The 15,975-nt window shown below is 64.0% G+C and carries 13 protein-coding genes, 3 tRNA genes and 1 pseudogene; 10 read left to right on the top strand and 7 right to left on the bottom strand.

What is annotated here, in order from left to right; all coding sequences use genetic code 11:
• Nucleotides 1-2: 2 nt before the first annotated feature.
• The 3 genes from ftsH to tilS all read right to left on the bottom strand — a co-directional run bounded on the left by ftsH (nt 3) and on the right by tilS (nt 4,092).
• Nucleotides 3-2,003: an ATP-dependent zinc metalloprotease FtsH gene (gene ftsH, locus DTO57_RS11520; protein WP_114118396.1), complete on the bottom strand. Its 2,001-nt coding sequence runs from the start codon at nt 2,001-2,003 to the stop codon at nt 3-5.
• A 463-nt stretch (nt 2,004-2,466) separates the two neighbouring features.
• Nucleotides 2,467-3,018 carry a hypoxanthine phosphoribosyltransferase gene (gene hpt / locus DTO57_RS11515; RefSeq protein ID WP_114118395.1) on the bottom strand — a complete coding sequence of 184 codons (552 nt, stop codon included), beginning with the start codon at nt 3,016-3,018 and terminating at the stop codon, nt 2,467-2,469.
• A 63-nt stretch (nt 3,019-3,081) separates the two neighbouring features.
• Nucleotides 3,082-4,092: a tRNA lysidine(34) synthetase TilS gene (gene tilS / locus DTO57_RS11510; RefSeq protein WP_187346621.1), complete on the bottom strand. Its 1,011-nt coding sequence runs from the start codon at nt 4,090-4,092 to the stop codon at nt 3,082-3,084.
• A gap of 60 nt (nt 4,093-4,152) precedes the next feature.
• Between tilS and DTO57_RS11505 the strand changes: the two genes are divergently transcribed.
• On the top strand, nt 4,153-4,644 hold the full coding sequence (locus DTO57_RS11505) for an inorganic diphosphatase (RefSeq protein WP_114118393.1): 492 nt from the start codon (nt 4,153-4,155) through the stop codon (nt 4,642-4,644).
• Between the two features lie 123 nt (nt 4,645-4,767).
• On the opposite strand, the gene DTO57_RS11500 is transcribed toward DTO57_RS11505, so the two are convergent.
• On the bottom strand, nt 4,768-6,300 hold the full coding sequence (locus DTO57_RS11500) for a peptidoglycan DD-metalloendopeptidase family protein (RefSeq protein WP_114118666.1): 1,533 nt from the start codon (nt 6,298-6,300) through the stop codon (nt 4,768-4,770).
• A 213-nt stretch (nt 6,301-6,513) separates the two neighbouring features.
• Between DTO57_RS11500 and DTO57_RS11495 the strand changes: the two genes are divergently transcribed.
• The 6 genes from DTO57_RS11495 to DTO57_RS11470 all read left to right on the top strand — a co-directional run bounded on the left by DTO57_RS11495 (nt 6,514) and on the right by DTO57_RS11470 (nt 10,298).
• Nucleotides 6,514-6,586 (top strand) — tRNA-Glu (locus DTO57_RS11495).
• A 42-nt stretch (nt 6,587-6,628) separates the two neighbouring features.
• A tRNA-Asp gene (locus tag DTO57_RS11490) sits at nt 6,629-6,702 on the top strand.
• Between the two features lie 68 nt (nt 6,703-6,770).
• Nucleotides 6,771-6,843 (top strand) — tRNA-Phe (locus tag DTO57_RS11485).
• Nucleotides 6,844-7,191: 348 nt separating this feature from the next.
• Entirely contained in the window at nt 7,192-7,827 is a 636-nt protein-coding gene (locus DTO57_RS11480) for a type IV toxin-antitoxin system AbiEi family antitoxin (RefSeq protein WP_114118392.1), read from the top strand.
• A gap of 92 nt (nt 7,828-7,919) precedes the next feature.
• A complete protein-coding gene (locus DTO57_RS11475; RefSeq protein WP_222843267.1) occupies nt 7,920-8,615 on the top strand; it encodes a nucleotidyl transferase AbiEii/AbiGii toxin family protein in 696 nt (231 codons plus the stop codon).
• Nucleotides 8,616-8,801: 186 nt separating this feature from the next.
• The gene (locus tag DTO57_RS11470; protein WP_114118390.1) at nt 8,802-10,298 is read left to right on the top strand and encodes a P-loop ATPase, Sll1717 family; all 1,497 of its coding nucleotides are present in this window, start codon (nt 8,802-8,804) and stop codon (nt 10,296-10,298) included.
• A gap of 331 nt (nt 10,299-10,629) precedes the next feature.
• On the opposite strand, the gene DTO57_RS11465 is transcribed toward DTO57_RS11470, so the two are convergent.
• Both DTO57_RS11465 and DTO57_RS14410 read right to left on the bottom strand, forming a co-directional pair.
• Nucleotides 10,630-11,043 carry a hypothetical protein gene (locus tag DTO57_RS11465; RefSeq protein ID WP_114118389.1) on the bottom strand — a complete coding sequence of 138 codons (414 nt, stop codon included), beginning with the start codon at nt 11,041-11,043 and terminating at the stop codon, nt 10,630-10,632.
• Nucleotides 11,044-11,888: 845 nt separating this feature from the next.
• Nucleotides 11,889-12,305, bottom strand: coding sequence for a hypothetical protein (locus DTO57_RS14410; protein ID WP_162785761.1), 417 nt, complete (start codon nt 12,303-12,305; stop codon nt 11,889-11,891).
• Between the two features lie 86 nt (nt 12,306-12,391).
• Here DTO57_RS14410 and DTO57_RS11455 point away from each other — a divergent pair.
• The 3 genes and pseudogenes from DTO57_RS11455 (at nt 12,392) to DTO57_RS14405 (ending at nt 14,894) form a co-directional block, all read left to right on the top strand.
• Nucleotides 12,392-13,780, top strand: a pseudogene (locus tag DTO57_RS11455) (ISL3 family transposase).
• 358 nt (nt 13,781-14,138) lie between these two features.
• The gene (locus DTO57_RS11450) at nt 14,139-14,453 is read left to right on the top strand and encodes a hypothetical protein (protein ID WP_114118387.1); all 315 of its coding nucleotides are present in this window, start codon (nt 14,139-14,141) and stop codon (nt 14,451-14,453) included.
• 9 nt (nt 14,454-14,462) lie between these two features.
• Nucleotides 14,463-14,894, top strand: a complete 432-nt coding sequence (locus DTO57_RS14405) for a hypothetical protein (protein ID WP_162785760.1) — start codon at nt 14,463-14,465, stop codon at nt 14,892-14,894.
• Between the two features lie 19 nt (nt 14,895-14,913).
• On the opposite strand, the gene DTO57_RS11440 is transcribed toward DTO57_RS14405, so the two are convergent.
• Nucleotides 14,914-15,792 carry a restriction endonuclease gene (locus DTO57_RS11440; protein WP_114118385.1) on the bottom strand — a complete coding sequence of 293 codons (879 nt, stop codon included), beginning with the start codon at nt 15,790-15,792 and terminating at the stop codon, nt 14,914-14,916.
• Between the last annotated feature and the right edge of the window lie 183 nt (nt 15,793-15,975).

Genomic DNA, 15,975 nt, shown 5'->3' with positions numbered 1-15,975 from the left:
GGTTACGCCGTCGCCGGGCGGGTGGATCCGCCGGGCTCGGGTGCCGTGTGCGGCGCGGCCGGGAACTGTTCGGCCGCCGCCTGCTGCGGTGCTTCCGTCGACGCCGCGCGCGGCACCTGAATCGGGGGCATCGCCGACACCGGACGCTCGCTCGACGACAGCCACTGCGGGCGCTCGTCGATCTTCTTCACGTCGCGGAAGATCTCGGCGATCTGCTTGTAGTCGAGCGTCTCCTTCTCGAGCAGCTCGTGCGCGAGCTTGTCGAGGATATCGCGGTTGGCGTTGAGCACCTGGTAGGCCTCGTCGTGCGCCTGCTCGATGAGCGCGCGCACCTCGCGGTCGACGCGCTCGGCCATCGAATCCGAGTAGTCGCGGCCGTGACCCATGTCGCGGCCCATGAACATCTCGCCCGACGAACCCGACAGCAGCACGGGGCCCACGTCACGGGTCATGCCGTACTCGGTGACCATCTTGCGGGCGATGCCCGTGGCCTTCTCGATGTCGTTCGACGCGCCCGTGGTCGGGTCGTGGAAGACTATCTCCTCCGCGACGCGGCCGCCCATGGCGTAGGTCAGCTGATCCTGCAGCTCGTTGCGCGTCACCGAGAACTTGTCGTCCACCGGCAGCACCATCGTGTAACCCAGCGCCTTACCGCGCGGCAGGATCGTGATCTTGTTCACCGGATCCGAATAGTTCATCGCCGCCGCGGCGAGCGCGTGACCACCCTCGTGGTACGCCGTGATGAGCTTTTCCTTGTCCTTCATGACGCGCGTGCGGCGCTGCGGACCCGCGATCACGCGGTCGATCGCCTCGTCGAGCGCACGGTCATCGATCAGCTGCGCGTTCGAGCGCGCTGTGAGAAGCGCCGCCTCGTTCAGCACATTCGCGAGATCCGCACCCGAGAAGCCCGGCGTCTTGCGCGCGACGTCCTCGAGATCCACACCATCCGCGAGCGGCTTGCCGAGCGCGTGCACCTGCAGAATCTGCAGGCGGCCCTTCATGTCCGGGGCGTCGACACCGATCTGGCGGTCGAAACGGCCCGGGCGCAGCAGCGCCGGGTCAAGGATGTCGGGACGGTTCGTCGCCGCGATGACGATGACGTTCGCCTTCGGGTCGAAGCCATCCATCTCGACGAGCATCTGGTTCAGCGTCTGCTCGCGCTCATCGTGACCGCCACCCATGCCCGCACCGCGGTGGCGACCGACCGCGTCGATCTCATCGATGAAGATGATCGCCGGCGAATTCTCCTTCGCCTGCGTGAACAGATCACGCACACGGCTCGCACCGACACCCACGAACATCTCGACAAAATCGGATCCCGAAATCGGGTAGAACGGAACGCCTGCCTCACCCGCGACCGCGCGGGCAAGCAGCGTCTTACCCGTACCGGGAGGGCCATACAGCAGCACGCCCTTCGGGATCTTCGCGCCGAGGGCCTGGAACCGCGTCGGATCCGACAGGAACTCCTTGATCTCCTGCAGCTCCTCGACCGCCTCGTCGGAACCCGCGACATCCGCGAACGTCACATCGGGGTTCTCCTTCGTGACGTTCTTCGCGCGCGACTTACCGAACTGCGCCATCTTGCCGCCACCCTGCGCGCTCGACAGCAAGAACCAGAACAGCAGACCCAGCAACACAATCGGGATCAGCAGCGACAGCAGGCTGCCGAAGAACGAACCCTGCGGAACAGCATCGTCGTAGCCATCCTTCGGATCGGCCTTCGCCACCGCGTCTACCACGTCCGCCGCACGGGCGCTCACGTAGTAGAACTGCACGTTCTTCGCGCCCTCGAACTCCTCCGACAGAGTCAGATCCACCCGCTGATCACCATCCGTGACCGTCGCCTCGGTGACCTTGCCCTCGCTCAGCAGCTCCAGGCCCTCCTGGACCGTCACATGCTTCGGCCCGCTGAAGGCCGTGAAGAGCGAGAAACCGGCAATCAACAGCGCCGCGATCAGCAGCACATAGACAACGGGATGGCGGAAGATCTTCTTCGCGTTCATAGTGCGTCGGTAATCCGACTCCTCCTGGATCTCAACGCGGGGGCGGGGCCCATCGCAAGTCGTTTCAGGTTACCCGCGCACCCTATGCACCGTCGCGAGATTCGCCCACGGCGGAACGTCTACTGGGGCCGTCGTCCGCTTGGCTTGTTTCGTCCGCTACGGCGGGGCATGCCTGCCGCGGTGCGTCCCGGCTTGGCTTGTTTGTCGTCCGCTACGGCGGGGCGTGCCTGCCGCGGTGCGTCCCGGCTTGGCTTGATTGTCGTCCGCTACGGCGGGGCATGCCTGCCGCGGTGCGTCCCGGCTTGGCTTGTTTGTCGTCCGCTACGGCGGGGCATGCCTGCCGCGGTGCGTCCCGGCGGCGCTGCGCGCCGCCCCGCCAGACCCGAAGCCAGCACCGCGGCGGGCATACCCCGCCTTCGCTTCGCTCGTCGGCGGAGGTGCTGCGGCTTACCTGGCCTGTTGCTTACGAGTAGACGTGGGGGGCCAGGACCGCTACGTCGCGGAGGCCGCGGTAGCGCTCGGCGTAGTCGAGGCCGTAGCCGATGACGAAGTCGCTCGGGATGTCGAAGCCGATGTACTTTGCGTCGATCTCGACCTTCATGGCGTCGGGCTTGCGGAGGGCAGCGAGGACCTCGATCGAGGCAGCGCCGCGCGTCTCGAAGTGCTCGAGAAGCCAGTTGAGGGTCAGGCCCGAGTCGATGATGTCTTCCACGACGAGGACGTGCTTGCCCTCGAGGGGGGTGTCGAGGTCCTTGCGGATCTGCACGACGCCGCTCGATTTGGTCGAGGCGCCGTAGCTCGAGACGGCCATCCAGTCCATGGGGGCGTCGATCTGCAGGTGGCGCACGAAGTCAGCCATCACCATGACTGCGCCCTTCAGAACGCCGACCAGGAGGATGTCCTTGTCGGCGTAGTCTGCGTCGACCTGCTTCGCGAGTTCCGCGAGGCGGGCCTGCATCTGCTCCTCGGTGACGAGGACTCGGTCAAGGTCTTTTTCGATGTCTGCCGCACGCATGGGGAAAGCCTATGCGGCAGACCTTCACGAACGCACAAGATTTCCGCGAACGAACACGTTAATTCATGTGCTTTGGGTGATTTCTTGTGCGCTCGCGGTGAAGATCACGAGGTTACCCCGGCGTGAGGCCTGGAAGCCCGGCAGATCTAGCGGGCCCTGGCCCTTCCAGTCGGTGACCAGGCGCGCGATTTCCAGGGTCTGGAGGCGAGTGAGACTGACGCCGAATTCCGACTCGACCACGTGGCGGATGATGCGGTGGCGCAGCGCCGTGGGGTTGGCGTGGAGCGCCGGCACCGACACCGCGATGCCCGCCTCGGCGTGCTCGACAATGTCTTCGATCGTCTCGTCGATCATGTCGGCGAACGCCTCGTCGTCTTCGCGCAGCTGCTCGGCCGTGCGCCAGAGCGCCTCCGCGATGCCGGGGCCGAGCTCCGATTCGAGCACCGGGAGCACGCGCTCGCGCACACGGACGCGCGAGAAGCGCTCGTCGGAATTGTGCGGATCCTGCCACGGCTCGAGGCCCTCCGCCGCGCAGAACGCGGCCGTCGTCTCGCGGCGCAGCCCGAGCATCGGGCGGATCCACGCAAGCCCCAGCCCGTCGAGCGAGTGCGGCGACATCCCCGACAGGCTCGCGGATCCGGATCCGCGTGCGAGACCCAAGAGCACCGTCTCGGCCTGGTCGTCGAGGGTGTGGCCGACGAGCACCGCGACCGCGTCCTCTTCCGACGCGACCCGGCGTAGCGCGGCGTAGCGCGCGTCGCGCGCCGCCGCTTCCGGCCCGCCCGCGGATCCGACCTCGACGCGCTCTATCCGCGCCGTGCGGATCCCGAACCCGCGGGCGAGGTCGGCCGCGCGCTCGGCGATCTCGGCGGATCCGTCTTGCAGCCCGTGATCGATCGTCACGGTTATCGGCTCGAGGCCGACCTTCGGGGCCTCGTGCGCGGCCGCCGACGCGAGCGCGAGCGAATCGGCACCCCCGGAGAGGGCGATGAGGATCCGGGCGCCCGAATCCGCGAACGGGGCAAGTGCTTCGCGCACTGCGCGGCGAACATCTGCGACGGCGGGATCCAGCATGCGTACCAACGTAGCGGCTATTGTTGCGCTGACCCCTCCCATCCGAACTCAAGGAGCAACATGGGTGCGTATGACGCAGTAATCGAGATCCCGCGCGGCAGCCGCGTGAAGTACGAGGTCGACCACGAGACCGGTCGCGTCTTCCTCGACCGTGTTCTGTACACGACCTTCGGCTACCCCTCGGACTACGGATTCTTCGAGAACACCCTCGGCGAAGACGGTGACCCGCTCGACGTGCTCGTCATCATGGACCACTCGGTCTACCCCGGCGTTGGCGCCAAGGTTCGCCCCGTTGGCGTGCTCAAGATGAGCGACGAGGCCGGCGGCGACGACAAGGTCGTCGCGGTTCTCGCGAAGGACCCCCGCTGGGAGCACATCCAGGACGTCTCGGACCTCGGCGAGTTCCAGCGCAAGGAGATCGAGCACTTCTTCGAGCACTACAAGGACCTCGAGCCCAACAAGTGGGTCAAGGTTGACGAGTGGGCCGGTGCCGAAGAGGCCGAGCGCCTCGTGAAGGAAGCCTTCGAGCGCGCCGCCGCCGAAGGGCACTAATAAGTCGTCCCAACTCAAAAAAGCACCCCTCACGGGGAGCCTTTTTGAGTTGCTAGGTGCCGTTTCACACCGCACAAAAAGGGCATCCCTCGCGGGATGCCCTTTTTACGTTGCCGGTCCGACTTAGACCGAGATGCCCTTGCCGGCCATGAAGTCGATCGGGTTCGTCGTAGCGCCGTTGATGTAGACCTCGAAGTGCAGGTGGCAACCGAACGAGTTGCCGGTGTTGCCCTCGTAGGCGATGAGCGTGCCAGCCTCGACGTACTGGCCGTAGCCGACGAGAACGCCGCCGTTAACGATGTGGGCGTAGCCCGTCGAGACGCCGCCGCCGTGGTTGATGCGGATGTAGTTTCCGTAGCCGCCGTTGTATCCGGCGTACTCGACCGTGCCCGCCGATGCCGCGACGATGCTCGCGCCGCAGCCGGCGGCGAGGTCGACGCCCTCGTGGAACGAGCTCGAGCAGTACGAGGAGCCGCAGATCTGCGAGCGCCAGCCGTAGCCGGCCGTCTGGACACCCGAGTTCGGGCGCACCCAGCCGGTCGCCGGCTGCACGGGGGCCGGATCCGGCGCCGCGGGGGCCGCGGGCTGCGCCGGCGATGCGGGGGTGCCCTGGTTGAGTTCTGCCTGGCGCTGGCGCTCGGCCTCAGCCTGGCGGGCGGCCTCTTCCTCCGCGGCCTTGCGCGCGGCCTCCTGGCGCTGGCGCTCCTCCTCGGCGCGGCGTGCCGCTTCTTCGGCGGCCTTGCGCCGACGCTCCTCCTCGAGGCGGCGCTGTTCGGCCTCGTAGGCCTCGCGCTGCGCGACGCCGTCCTTGTATTCCTGGAGCGTCTTCGACGAGTTGTCCTGGAGGGCGGCAAGCTGCTGCTCGAGCGTGATGAGGTAGCTCTGCTGATCGGCGAGGGCCTGCTCTGCCGCGGCCTGCGCCTGGCGCGCGATCTCCATCTTCTCTTCCGCGACCTTCTGCAGGCGGTCGCGCTCCTTGCGCGCCTCCTCCGCCTGATCGGTGAGGTGCTGGGCCGAGTCGCGCGCCGCGACGGCGTCGGCGTAGATCGACTGGTTGCGCTCGGCGAGCTTGTCGAGCTGGCCGAGCTGCGCGAGGATCTCGTCGGCGTCTTCACCGGATCCGGCGAAGAGCACGTCGTATGCGGTGCTGTCGCCGCCCGAGCGGCTGAGCTTCGCCGCGACCTTCGCGGCCGCCTGGGCGGCCTCATTGGCCTTCGTCGACTGCTCGTCGGCCTGCGCCTGGAGGTCGTCGGCCCGGCGAGCGGCCTCGAAGAACTCCTGCTGCGCGGCGTAGTAGTCGTCGGCTGCCTGCGTCGCGGCGGCCTGCGCGGCCGCGACCGCATTCTGCAGCTGCGTGATGAGCCCCTGGATCCGCGTGACCTCTCCCGCCTTCGCGGACTCGTCGTTGCGCGCGCGCTCGACGTCGTCCCACGTCGGGTAGTCGTCGGGGTTGTACGTGATCGCCGCCTGCGCGGGGGTCACACCGCGGAACGCGGCAATGGCGCCGATGGTCGCGATCGAGAGGGCTCCCACCGTGATGGCGCCGCGACGGGTCAGCGGCGACCAGAGGCTACGGCGTTCTTCGGCGGTCGGTGCGCAGTCGCACGGGACGTCGTCGATGTCTTCGTGCGCGTGCGCGCGCTGGGGGGAGTTCACATCCGTCACACTAACAAGCCTTACTTTTTACTCGGTCTGAGGGTGTTCGGTTTTGGGCGTCTACCGGGCCTTCGCGCCAGACACACGCCCACTCAGCATCCCACTGCGACACGCCCGAAGTGCCGAAGACGCGCCGCCGTTTTGCGATCCGGATCGACATCTGCCTAAGATAAACGGGTTGGCAGGTGAGCCGCGAGGAACACCAAGACTAACGGCCCCATCGTTTAGTGGCCTAGGACGCCGCCCTTTCACGGCGGTAGCACGGGTTCGAATCCCGTTGGGGTCACTGAAACACCTTATAATCGAATATTGTGCACATGCACACTATGGCCCTGTAGCGCAGTTGGTTAGCGTGCCGCCCTGTCACGGCGGAGGTCGCGGGTTCAAGTCCCGTCAGGGTCGCTCTAGGTGAGGGGCCTTCTTTCTAGGAAGAAGGCCTTTTGCGTTAGGATGCGACACATGTATCGCATGGCTCTGTAGCTCAGTTGGTAGAGCGTTCGACTGAAAATCGAAAGGTCACCGGATCGACGCCGGTCGGAGCCACAAGGGTGATCGTTACAATCACTCCAGAAACCCCCGCGTAGCTTCTACATCGCGGGGGTTTTGCCTTGCCCCTGGAAACACCGGAGTTATGGAGGCCCCCAGGGGGCGAGGGATGAGCGGGCCGTTCGGCTTCCTGCGCATCACGCCCGCGACGACTCGCGGGCTCTGCGCCGACTTCCCGTCGAGCTTGTACCGGTTCTGTGCCGGCTCACCTACGAAACACCTCAACCCGCCGCTCTCGCTCGCCTCGAGCATCCAAGCCGCGTGCGCGTCATCAGCTCAGAGATGCCGCTTGACATTGCTATACCATACCTCTGAAGTATGCTTCAGCAATGTTAGGAGGACGCCATGCGTGATACCGAGCTCGTTCAACACATCGCGCGGATGCCGCTGCGAACAACACGATGGCAAGACGTTGATGACGTCGAGGCCAACGCGGCGCGCAAGCTGAAGCGACTCGAGGAGCTGGGAGCCGTGACCAGAATCGCAAACGGCGTGTACACCGTTCCACCCAACGGGGCCGATGGACGGCGCTGGAAGGCACCGCTCGAAGCCGCCGCGCTCGCCCTCGCCACGGTTCGGTTCGGTGAGCGGCAAGCGGTCCTGATGGGTCCGAGCGCGGCGCGACACTGGGGGGCGATCCCCCGCGCACTTGGTGAGGCTCAGATCGCTATCAGCGGAGCAACCACGCGCCCGATGAGACTCGTCGACGGAACCGCGGTGACATTCGTGGTGCGCGACCTCACCCGGTTGGACACGGTCGCGGAACGAACAGCGCTCGGCGACGCACTCATCACGACGCCCGCGCAGACGTTCTATGATCTATTGGCCCGTGGCCGACACAACGATGATGCTGAAGCAACGCGGGAAGGCATCACGAACCTCGCCCATCGCGTGACCCAGGACGAGATCGCCGCGATCGCGGATCGGCATCTGCGGGTTGCCCCCACGATTCGCGAGTTCATCAGGACCGGCGCGCTGTGAGCGAGGCACGCCCCCGCCGAGTTCGTCGCCAGGGGCCCATCCCAGGAATCCTCTCCACAGAGGACCTACACACGGTCCAAGACGCGTTCGGCGTGGACGAGGCGCAGGTACGTCGCGACCACGTCATCTCGCACTGCCTGGCAGGTCTCACCACCATCGACGATGACCGCTTGACTTTCTTCGGCGGCACAGCGCTCTCGCGAACACGCCTGCCTGATCTGCGCCTGTCGGAAGACATCGATCTCATTGCGCGTGTGCCGCGCACCGACATCGCAAAAGAAATTCAAGACGTGTTGACCATAACGCTGCGACCACTGATCGGTACGCCAGTTTTTGAGCCACCTCTCACGCAAACGCGGGGCGCACAAGCATCCGTCATGCGCCTCGCCGACGTCCGTGTGCAGATCCAGCTGCTTGCGTCAGAGGGGTACCCACAGTGGCCGACTGAGGTCGCTGAACTCCATCAGAGATATGCCGATGCACCGTCCGCTCGAATGCGTGTGCTCACTCGGCCTGCAGCGGTGGCTGCGAAGTTGTCGGCGTGGGTGAACCGAAGTGCACCCCGAGATCTATACGACCTCTGGGCTCTCGCCACACGCGGCGACATGGACGCGGATGCCGTCGCGCTGTTCGCAACGCATGGACCCTTCACGGACGCGAAGCGGATCTCGTTTAATCACGTGCCAAACAGGGAGCGCTGGCATACCGCTCTCAGCCACCAGGGTCGAGTGCACGTCGGACCTGACGAGGCAGCGGACGTCGTACGCAATATCATCGCTGACCTGTGAAAACTTTCTAGACTCGTTCAAGGCCGGCCTCCGGCGTGCGCCGTAGCCAACTGCGGTGCGTCCGGTCCTCGCTTCGTTGCGGTCCGGGCGCTCCTCGTCGGCGAGCACGCCGATCGGCTCGAAGATCGAGGTCTGTATGTGGCCCGAGCGACGAGGCCGACTTACTCACTCCGCTACTGTTCCTACATGACCATTGAACCTGCCGAGAATGCACTCCTCACACGAGTCAGCCTGGGGCGCCTCGACGCTGAGCAAGACGAGAACCTGCTGCAATACTTCCTCGATACGGGCTCAGTTGACGAAGTGCGCGCAGGAAAGTTCCTCGTCGTCGGTAGAAAAGGATCGGGCAAGACCGCGATCTTCCGCCATCTTGCGGCTACACTTCCCGGCGAAGTCGTGCAGATGGATCTCGACCGATACGTGTTTCAAGCACATCGAAAACTGATCGATGGAGGTGTGACCCCAGCGAGTGCGTACACAGAGTCCTGGCGAGCGGCGATCGTAATCGCAATGTTCGCCGCCCTCTCGCCAAAGCTTCGCTGGCTCCGGAGGCGCCGCGGAATCAAGATCCTCCGAAAGATCGGTGCAGGGCCCAACGCGGGGCCGTTTGGCGCGATCCTTGAATGGCTAGCGCGAGTTCGCAATATCAAGTTGCCATCGGTCACGGGTGTGTTTGACCTTGGCCAGATTCAGATTGAATCACCGAGCGAGGCCTTGATCGAAGCAACAACGACGAGACTGGTCGATGAACTCCTCGAGCTAATCGCTCCGCAGATTACAGCGATGCAGGCGACGACTCTTATCGACCGTCTCGACGATGCCTGGGACGGAGAGCCCGACTCCCTCCGCCTCATCGCCGGTGCAGTGCGAGCAGCCCGTGACCTTGCGCTCAAATTCCGAGAAAAGGGCAGGGCGCTGCCCCCAGTAGTGGTGTTCCTACGTTCAGATCTGTGGGACAAATGCACGTTCAACGACAAGAACAAGATCCCACCAGACACGGTCGAGCTCAACTGGGATGATGATGAACTTGCAAGCATATTTGCAAGGAGAGTCGAAGCGTCCACCGACCTCCCCGCGGACCAGGCATGGGAGACCCTGTTCACCGCAGATCGAATGCGACAGAGTGTCACAGCAAAGAGTTACGTCCTCAAGAGAACCCTCGGGCGCCCCAGAGACGTAATCGCCTATACGCAACATGCCGTTGATGTCGCTCGCGACAATAGTCACGACGTTATCGCCAAGGATGACGTCTACGAAGCCGAGCGCCGCTATAGCCGCCACGTTATTCGCGAACTTCAGGATGAAATCGCTGAGCATGTTCATGATTTCAACAACGTGCTGAACGCGATGAAGGCACTGAGAAAACGAACCTTTTCGCGCGACAAGTGGCTGGAAGTCTCCAAGAACTCTGGGATCCATGCTGACGAAGCCGGCAACATTCTGCAGATGCTCTTCGAGGCCGGAGTCATCGGGCTGCTACGCTCGGGTGGCTCAGGCGGAGGCCGAACGACGATCTATCATTATCAGGAGCGACTTCTCCAACTCAATGCGGCCGACACACAACTTCAGGTCCATCCTGCCCTCACCCGTGAACTGAACCTCACGGAGAAGTACTCAAAGCGTAGGTCTACGCTCACGGATGGTGCCGAAGACGATCAACCTGAAGCCGGTATGGAAACCTGATCCGCGTGCCGGTTCCGTGCCGGTAGCTCCGCTGAAACCACCCTCAACCAGCCGCAACCAACGATGACAACTTCCGCGGAATCACGCGGCAAACAGCGACCAACGAGCACCCGTTGCCCCGGCGCAGCCAACTGAAAATCGAAAGGTCACCGGATCGACGCCGGTCGGAGCCACAAGGGTGATCGTTACAATCACTCCAGAAACCCCCGCGTAGCTTCTACATCGCGGGGGTTTTGCGGCTCATCGTGTTGGAGGGCGTAGCGCCCGCCTGACGGGCCGGCGGCGTGGCGGTCGCGGAGACGAGGTCGAGGCCTTCCGATGATGGGAGTTCCTACGCTCGCCATCCGAAAGACCTCGACGTGTCCCACGGTACCTTCGCCCACAGCGACGAATGGTCCCCCTCCCGTGCAGTCACGTCCGCAAGCACCTCCGCAACGCGGTCCGACATGGGACGGTCGCCAAGCGAGGCCAGATACGCCTCGACCTCAGCGGGCGCAGCAGGTGCTTCTTCGCGGGGCTCCCGGCCGTTGCCGGTCGCCACGCCGGGTATGTACGTCGTCCCCTCGCGGAGCCACCGGCGGAGCGTGTCGGAGTCCGTCGTGGCCGTGTACACGCCTCCAACGGGTGATTTCGGGGGCAGAGTGCGGCCGTCTACCTCTGCGTCAACGGTGCGGGTACGGAGCACGGGGAGGCCGAGCGCGGCCAGGCCGAGCGCCTTCTCGAGAGCGGAGAGCGTGAGGGTCATCGTGCACCTCGGATCTTGTGAGCCGTGCGCACCTCGTGAGCCTGAACTGAAAACGTCTGCTCGTCAGCGAGCGTGAGAGTTACGGAGGACTTGTGGATGAGACGGCCGATAAGCTCCTCGGACTCAGGCACCACAGAACCCGCGCCGTCCGTCCGCGCCGCGAACGTTTTGCGCACAGGAAGCAGGGCGTAAGTCGCCCCGATCTCCAGTGCTTGCCACTGACGATCTGACATTGCCACGCTCATCGGGTCACCTCCGCCGGGGTGTAGCGACGAACGGTCTCGAAGTACTTATCCGGCACGCGGGCGGTGAGCGACTGGATCGAGGCCCAGGGGTAATACTCGAAATCAGGGCCCTAAGCTCGTGTAATCGCGATGCCGTTACCATCCGCGAAGAAAACACGACCCTCTGCGGCGATGGGTGCGTGAACATCCTCGGAACGGAGGTTGAGAGTTACCGGGGCACCAGGGCTCACAGTTTCAGTGAACTTAAGCATGAAAAAAGCTCCAATCAGTTAATGAGTTGGAGCCTCCGAGTACCTTCACGCGAAGGTAGCCCGATCTATGGAGATCGAAAGAGGCTCTCACACTAGTCGAACACAGCCGTCAACCCGGTTATTCCCCGGGAGCGTTACGAGCTGATACCTCAATTCTACGTAGTGCGATCGTTCGACCCCTAGACCACAATCCACTTCCGCCCGATACGCCCGTGCCTTGACGGCTTACCGCCCGGTCAAGGGTGCTTTCCGGCGCAGGGGTAGAGTCGCATAGTGGCGTGTGAGCCGCGCGGGCGCATGTCGGGATATTGTGCCCCTCCACATGATTAGCGCTCTTAAGATCGACGGATTAAGCATTTTCTTCGTCACACGCGTAAAGCAAATTGTCGGTCGCTACGGAAAACTCGGCCCACGAAGGCCCCTCAAAGCTGCCTAGCTTACCCGTAACACCCGAGCCAGCAAAAGCATTTTCGACAGTCTCCGTGAAAGCAAATGCAGCCCTTACCCATTCATCCCGCGCGATTCGCAGATCAGAGGAATCAAGTTCTATTCTAGACGTTTTATCCAGGTGCCTGGTTACGGCACCCGCATACACTTGAGCTTCTGCGCTACTACTCGACTTTACCAGGTCCGAAAACGTTTCAGCGACCTTCGTGGCTTGCGATATAATATCGGCACAACCTTGCTCATCCGTCGAAGATGAACACCCCGGAAGAAATAGCAAAAGACCGACCGAAGCTACAATCACATTGACGCGAAAAGTCATTTTCATATGCTCAATATAACACAAAATACAGCTTTTTCAGGCTTATCGTGTTTGAGGGTGTAGCGCCCGCCTGACGGGCCGGCGGCGTGGCGGTCGCGGAGACGAGGTCGAGGCCTTCCGATGATGGAAGTTCCTACGCTCGCCATCCGAAAGACCTCGACGCGTCCCACGGTACCTTCACCACCCCCGATCTCTCTGCGTTCTGCTTCCTCGACGACCACGGCCTCACCGTCACCGGTCAGGAGATCTCGCCGGACAAGGCGGTGCTGGAGTGCCGTGTCACCGACCGCGACCCGTTCTGTCGCGGCTGCGGTGCTGAGGGCGTAGCCCGAGGAACGCAGGCACGCCGTCTCGCGCATGTCCCGCTGGGTTGGCGGCCGACGACGCTCCTGGTCCGCGTCTGCCGCTTCGCCTGCTCCTCGTGCGGGACGATCTGGCGCGAGGACACCACGGCGGCTGCCGAGCCGCGCGGGAAGCTCACGCGCGCCGCTGTCCGGTGGGCGCTCGAGGCGGTCGTCTGCCAGCACCTACCGGTCACCAGAGTCGCGGAGTCTCTCGACGTGTCCTGGCATGCCGCTGGCGACGCGATCCTCGCCGAAGGGCGGCGCGTCCTGATTGACGATCCCGCCCGGTTCGACGGGGTGACCACGATCGGTGTCGACGAGCACGTCTGGCGCCACACGCGCCTCGGCGACAAGTACGTGACCGTGATCATCGACCTCACCCCGACCCGCGAGAAGACCGGCCCCGCCCGGCTGCTCGACATGATCCCGGGCCGGTCGAAACACGCCTTCAAGACCTGGCTCTCCTGACGCCCCGAGGCCTGGCGGGACGGGGTCGACATCGTCGCGATGGACGGGTTCACCGGCTACAAGACCGCCGCCGGCGAAGAGATTCCCGACGCGGTTGCGGTAATGGACCCATTCCATGTCGTCGCCCTGTTCGGCGACGCTCTCGACAAGACCCGTCAGCGTGTTCAGCAGGAGACCCTCGGGCATCGAGGCCGGAGGGGTGATCCGCTCTACGGTTGCCGGCGCCTGCTCAGGACGGGGCTCGGCCTGTTGACGCAGCATCAGCTCGCGAAGCTCGAGGACGTATTCGAGCACCACCCCGACCACCTCGCCGTCGAGGTGACCTGGGATATCTATCAGCGCGCCGTCGCCGCATACCGACACAAGGATCCGGCGCGCGGGAAGAAGATCCTCGAGGCCGTGATCGCTGGGCTCACCAGCGGTGTTCCGAAGGACCTGCCCGAGCTAATCAGCCTCGGCCGCACGATCACGCGCCGCGCCGCCGACGTCCTCGCGTTCTTCGACCACCCCGGCACGTCCAACGGGCCGTCCGAGGCGATCAACGGTCGCCTTGAGCACCTCCGCGGCACCGCGCTGGGCTTCCGGAACCTGACCCACTACATCGCCCGATCGCTACTCGAGGCCGGCGGCTTCAGACCAGTCCTACACCCTCAAATGCGATGAGTCGGCTTTGCTTTATCTGACCAGGGGTTTCTCAATCGTCTGGCTGATGACACATTGCGCGGTGGGCTCGACCGACTCGAACCCGCCGCCGTAGGTGCCTCGCCAGGTGTAGCCACAGGTGTAGCCATTCTTTTCGGCTCGATTCCTCGGCGCGTCGCGCGCTAATCTCTCGGTATGAGCACCACTCCTCCCCGCGTCCCGTCTGCTCTGAGGTGCGTGATCTGCTCGACATGACGGGCTGTGTCGACGTCGCGGAGCTGATCGGGGTGCTCGAGGCGTGTCGGGATGATCCGCTACTTCCGAATGAACCGGTCGATAGCGTCGAATAGTTTCGAACATGTGTTCTATACTCGGGCGCATGGGATCGAACCGCCGCTACCCCGAACACGGCGCGAAACTGATGGAACACCGCGACCTCCGCACCGCCGCACAAAAGGGCGAACTACAGACCCTCACGGCCATACAGCTCGGCCTCGACCGTACACCCGTCACGATCGCGCCCGAAAAGACCCACATCGCCGGTACCGCATGGCTCCGGTTCGGCACCATCGACGTACACGCCGAAGTTCGCATCGAACGATGGACCGACCGTGCCGTCGGCGTCAGCTTCGAAATCGACGGCCGCCCCATGCGCTGCTGGCTATGGCAGGGCGCCGTCACATTCAAGGAATAGCCTGAACCCGTGCCTCACGCTTCCGACTCTACCGAGCAACGTCTTGCCGAGATCGCGATCATCGCGGCCGTAAGTGCCGCGATCGACGTTCCTCTTGCGCCCGCTCGTATACCGATCGCCGGTGCACGAGTAGAGATCGATGGCGCGAGCGATGACCGCACTGTGCTCGTGGAGGCCTACGCGCGAATTGGTGCTCTCCGTGGCGGTCAGCCGAAGAAGCTTGCGACCGATGCCTTCAAGCTCGCATGGGCCGGGCAGAAACTCGGATCCCAACGCCTCATCATCGCGGTTGCCGGCGAGGAAGCCGCGGCCTACCTGCAGCGCCCCGGCGCGTGGCTTACAGCCGCGATCCGAGACGCAAACGTCGAAGTGATGTACGTGCCACTCGAGGCCGCGCTGCAGGCATCCCTCACAGACGCACAGGCACGGCAGTACCGCTGATGTCAGGTGCTCTTGCGACTCAACGCGATACGGTCAGCCCCTGGGCACGAATCGATCGGCCATGGCCGTTCACTCCGTCTAGCGTCCCTCGCATGGCGTCATAGGTGAAGAGCGCGATTCCCGCCCGGTCGGCGAACTCCAGACCGCTCGCAGTGTAAGAACCTGAGGTGAAAAAAAGAGCCTGTCGCCGGTCGTGTGCCGCGACGCCGGCGAGCTCGCGGATCTGGGCGACTGGCACTCTGTAACCCGCAGAAAGATTCTTAACTTGGGCGATGTGAGTTGTGCTGACCACGTCTATGCCACCGTCCGCGGAGTATCTCGTCACCTCAGCATCGGCAGCACCGAGGAAACGCATCCACTCCGCGACGAGCCACTCGGCTTCCTCCGGGCTGACCCCATTGGGGCGGGGCTGTGGCGCGGGGAAAGAGACAAGAAGAGGGAAGGCCGGTGGGAGACGCCCTGGACGTCTAGCTTCAGCCATGGCGGAAGAGAAAGCCAGACTACGGACCTCGTCCGTCAGCGCTCGAGCCGCGGCGACAGCGAGTCCGAGCTCTCGATCGTAGGGGAATCGTTTCCACGCATGGAAGACCCCGAGGCACGTTGCTCCGACGAAGACAATAGTCGTCATGAAAAGCGAAACGAGCGGGCCAGCCCCGAATACGGCCTCAGTGCCGGCTCCCACGGCGATAACTCCGAAGCTGAAGACAACCCACCAATACCAGAAAACTGGACGAGGCCCGATCCGGGGCGCTGCCGCGGGAACCTCTTGGCTCACTGTCCTCCACACTGCTTCGGCAAGGACAGCATCCGGCAGCTTGAGCGGCGCACGAGCGCCAATGTAGCGGCCGAAATCTTGCGCGTAGGACTGTGGAGTCGCCTGTGACGGCGGAAAACTCATGTAGCCATCATATTCCCGCCTTCGGTGTGACCCCGTCGCGCCGACAGCGACCTAGGTGTGATGTCCAGGGACGTTGTTCTGCCCCCGCGCGCAATGACACCGTGCTGATTCAAGAAGCATCTGTCCAGACCGCTCACCATTGAAGGCATGTAGAGTTTGGGGCATGTCGAGTCCCGAATCAGA

Origin of the sequence: Microbacterium sorbitolivorans (assembly GCF_003327285.1) — a bacterium.
Lineage (GTDB): Bacteria > Actinomycetota > Actinomycetes > Actinomycetales > Microbacteriaceae > Microbacterium > Microbacterium sorbitolivorans.
The sequence above is the reverse complement of the archived record's forward strand: the minus strand, read 5'-3'. Positions and strand labels throughout refer to the sequence as shown.

Bases quoted from the DNA above. Each gene is read 5' to 3' on its own strand.
- ftsH (WP_114118396.1), bottom strand. From the start codon at position 2,003: ATGAACGCGAAGAAGATCTTCCGCCATCCCGTTGTCTATGTGCTGCTG.
- hpt (WP_114118395.1), bottom strand. From the start codon at position 3,018: ATGCGTGCGGCAGACATCGAAAAAGACCTTGACCGAGTCCTCGTCACC.
- tilS (WP_187346621.1), bottom strand. From the start codon at position 4,092: ATGCTGGATCCCGCCGTCGCAGATGTTCGCCGCGCAGTGCGCGAAGCA.
- DTO57_RS11505 (WP_114118393.1), top strand. From the start codon at position 4,153: ATGGGTGCGTATGACGCAGTAATCGAGATCCCGCGCGGCAGCCGCGTG.
- DTO57_RS11480 (WP_114118392.1), top strand. From the start codon at position 7,192: ATGCGTGATACCGAGCTCGTTCAACACATCGCGCGGATGCCGCTGCGA.
- DTO57_RS11470 (WP_114118390.1), top strand. From the start codon at position 8,802: ATGACCATTGAACCTGCCGAGAATGCACTCCTCACACGAGTCAGCCTG.
- DTO57_RS11465 (WP_114118389.1), bottom strand. From the start codon at position 11,043: ATGACCCTCACGCTCTCCGCTCTCGAGAAGGCGCTCGGCCTGGCCGCG.
- DTO57_RS14410 (WP_162785761.1), bottom strand. From the start codon at position 12,305: ATGACTTTTCGCGTCAATGTGATTGTAGCTTCGGTCGGTCTTTTGCTA.
- DTO57_RS11450 (WP_114118387.1), top strand. From the start codon at position 14,139: ATGGGATCGAACCGCCGCTACCCCGAACACGGCGCGAAACTGATGGAA.
- DTO57_RS11440 (WP_114118385.1), bottom strand. From the start codon at position 15,792: ATGAGTTTTCCGCCGTCACAGGCGACTCCACAGTCCTACGCGCAAGAT.